Genomic DNA, 2,725 nt, shown 5'->3' with positions numbered 1-2,725 from the left:
CATCGCCGATGGTAGTGTGGGGTTTCCCCATGTGAGAGTAGGTCATCGTCAAGATTAAATTCCGAAACCCCAACTGCGCATGCAGTTGGGGTTTTGTTTTTGCGCGCGAAAAATGGGTTTGATTTTTTGCTGTCTCGATCGACTTGCTCGTCAGGTGGGGGTTTCTATGCAATAGCGCTGGGCATGGCTATCATGCCTGCCTCATGGTGAGGCGGAAACTGCATGTCGACGTTGTTAGAGCTTCTGAAAGATGGGCGATTTCACTCGGGTCAGGCGCTCGGTCAGGCGCTGGGTGTTAGCCGTAGTGCTATATGGAAGCAGTTACAGCTTCTTGAGGCGGAGTTGGGGCTTGTCATTCATAAGGTGCGAGGCCGCGGTTACCAGCTGGCCACTCCAATCACATTGCTGAGCAGTGCTGAGATAGGCCGCTCCTCTATTTCCAGTGGCTCCTGGGATATCCGAATTCTCGACTCTATCGACTCCACGAATGCACAGGCGCTGCGATCCATTGAAGAAGGGAGTGTGGCTCCTTTTCTTGTGCTAGCTGAGCGCCAGACGGTGGGGCGAGGCCGTCGTGGTCGTAAGTGGGTAAGCCCTTTTGCCGAAAATATCTATTACAGCCTCGTCTTGCGTATGGACGGAGGTCTCCGGCAATTGGAAGGGCTTAGCCTGGTCGTTGGGTTGGCGGTCATGCATACCCTTCGTGAGTATGGAATTCCTGGTGCGGGTTTGAAGTGGCCAAATGATGTTTTGGTTGGTCAGAAGAAGGTCGCGGGGATACTTTTGGAGTTGGTGGGTGATCCTGCGGATGTGTGTCATGTGGTCCTGGGCATTGGGATCAATGTGAATATGCAAAGCGCTGAAGAGATCGATCAGGAGTGGACTTCGGTGAGGTTGGAGTCTGGCAAGGTTATTGATCGCAATCAGCTTGTTGCTCGATTGAATGAGGTTCTTGTGTCTTATCTGGAGCGTCATCGGCTGAATGGCTTCTCCGCGATCCAGGGTGAGTGGGAGCAAGGTCACCTCTGGCAGGGGCGTGCTGTGTCTCTGATCGCGGGCGTAAATAAGATCGATGGTGTTGTGTTGGGTATTGATCGCCAAGGAGCTTTGCGATTGAGCGTTGAGGGGGAGGAGAAAACGTATAGCGGCGGGGAGCTCAGTCTAAGGTTGCGTGATGGCTCATGAGTTCGGCCATCAATGTGCGCTTGCGCGATCTACGGCTAGGAGGTAGGGGCTGATTCCTTGTGTGGGGTGGGGCTTTGAGTGTTGCATCGGTTCCGCAAGATCAGCTTGTACGTGATCCATCTTTTCGAGTTGTTTAAGCCTTGTCCTCTGTCTTGAGGTTTTTATGCGCTGGTTGTTTCTGTTGTTATTGGTCCTCAATTGCTTTTATTACATCTGGCATCAGCAGGAAGCGCCGCTTCGTGCGAAAGAGGTCATGCCTCTCTCGCTCTATCGAGGTACTCAGCAAGATATCCGTTTGTTGAGTGAGTCTTCTGATTCGGTCGAGCGGCGGGATAAGGGTAAGTCAGGGGAGGTTGATGCAAGCTGTCTTTATCTGGGGGGCTTTGCTCGTCGTGATACGGCTCAGATGTTGGAGCAGCGGCTGGTAGGGCTGGGGGCTGATGTCAGGCTGCAGTCCTTGAGTGTTCCTGGTTCTTCTGGTTTTTGGCTTCGTGTGGCTCCCGAGAGCAAGCATTTGCTGGATGATCTGCAACTGCAGAACCTTGCTAAAGAATTCAATGAGTTAAAACATAAAATAATGCCTTGCGAGGGGGTTGCAACTGTCGAATAGGTTGCATAGAATGGCGCCCGCTCCGCAGCGAAGACTTCACGAAGTCGGCGTCGCGAAGCGAGGTCAACGCAGCTAACCTCAAGATTTTATTGAGAAAATGCTTGACAGAAGGGTGGCATGATATAGAATGTCGCCTCGCTTAGGAGGGGTTCCCGAGCGGCCAAAGGGATCAGACTGTAAATCTGACGTCTACGACTTCGAAGGTTCGAATCCTTCCCCCTCCACCAGATTTAGCGAGAGCTGCAGGCTCCGCGGGTATAGTTTAGTGGTAGAACCTCAGCCTTCCAAGCTGATGATGCGGGTTCGATTCCCGCTACCCGCTCCAAGTTTGCAGGTTTTGCAAGGTGTTACGCTCTTGTAGCTCAGTTGGTAGAGCACACCCTTGGTAAGGGTGAGGTCAGCGGTTCAAATCCGCTCAAGAGCTCCATATAACAAGGCAGATATGAAAATATCTGCCTTTGTTTTAATGGCTTGGGTGACTTGCTCAATTCTTCTCCTAGGGGTGATTTCGATGGCTAAGGAAAAGTTCGAACGTAATAAGCCGCACGTTAACGTGGGTACTATCGGTCACGTTGACCACGGTAAAACCACTCTGACTGCTGCTCTGACTCGCGTTTGCTCCGAAGTTTTCGGTTCGGCTCGTGTTGACTTCGACAAGATCGACAGCGCCCCAGAAGAAAAAGCTCGTGGTATCACCATCAACACTGCGCACGTAGAGTACGACTCGAACATTCGTCACTACGCGCACGTTGACTGCCCAGGTCACGCCGACTACGTCAAAAACATGATCACTGGTGCTGCCCAGATGGACGGCGCGATCCTGGTTTGCTCGGCCGCCGATGGTCCGATGCCACAAACTCGTGAGCACATCCTGCTGTCCCGTCAGGTAGGCGTTCCGTACATCGTTGTCTTCCTGAACAAGGCTGACAT

Annotated in this window: 3 protein-coding genes and 3 tRNA genes; all 6 read left to right on the top strand. The window is 52.4% G+C overall.

Annotation, left to right across the window (positions count from 1 at the left end; translation table 11 throughout):
• Positions 1-222: 222 nt before the first annotated feature.
• Positions 223-1,185 (top strand): bifunctional biotin--[acetyl-CoA-carboxylase] ligase/biotin operon repressor BirA, encoded by a 963-nt coding sequence (gene birA / locus AC1RMG_RS32370; RefSeq protein WP_053160208.1) that lies wholly within the window; start codon positions 223-225, stop codon positions 1,183-1,185.
• Positions 1,186-1,348: 163 nt separating this feature from the next.
• Complete coding sequence (locus tag AC1RMG_RS32365; protein ID WP_493171069.1) at positions 1,349-1,795, top strand: hypothetical protein; 447 nt, start codon at positions 1,349-1,351, stop codon at positions 1,793-1,795.
• Between the two features lie 142 nt (positions 1,796-1,937).
• Positions 1,938-2,022, top strand: a tRNA-Tyr gene (locus AC1RMG_RS32360).
• Positions 2,023-2,046: 24 nt separating this feature from the next.
• Positions 2,047-2,120: transfer RNA gene (locus tag AC1RMG_RS32355), tRNA-Gly, on the top strand.
• Between the two features lie 26 nt (positions 2,121-2,146).
• A tRNA-Thr gene (locus AC1RMG_RS32350) sits at positions 2,147-2,222 on the top strand.
• A gap of 84 nt (positions 2,223-2,306) precedes the next feature.
• On the top strand, positions 2,307-2,725 hold a 419-nt coding region (locus AC1RMG_RS32345), incomplete at its 3' end, for a GTP-binding protein (protein ID WP_492628937.1).

The sequence above is a fragment of the Pseudomonas sp. GW822-FHT04H02 genome, assembly GCF_058800645.1.
The sequence above is the reverse complement of the archived record's forward strand: the minus strand, read 5'-3'. Positions and strand labels throughout refer to the sequence as shown.

What these genes read in the sequence shown, in the direction of transcription:
- AC1RMG_RS32365 (WP_493171069.1), top strand. Translation starts at nt 1,349, where the DNA reads ATGCGCTGGTTGTTTCTGTTGTTATTGGTCCTCAATTGCTTTTATTAC.
- birA (WP_053160208.1), top strand. Translation starts at nt 223, where the DNA reads ATGTCGACGTTGTTAGAGCTTCTGAAAGATGGGCGATTTCACTCGGGT.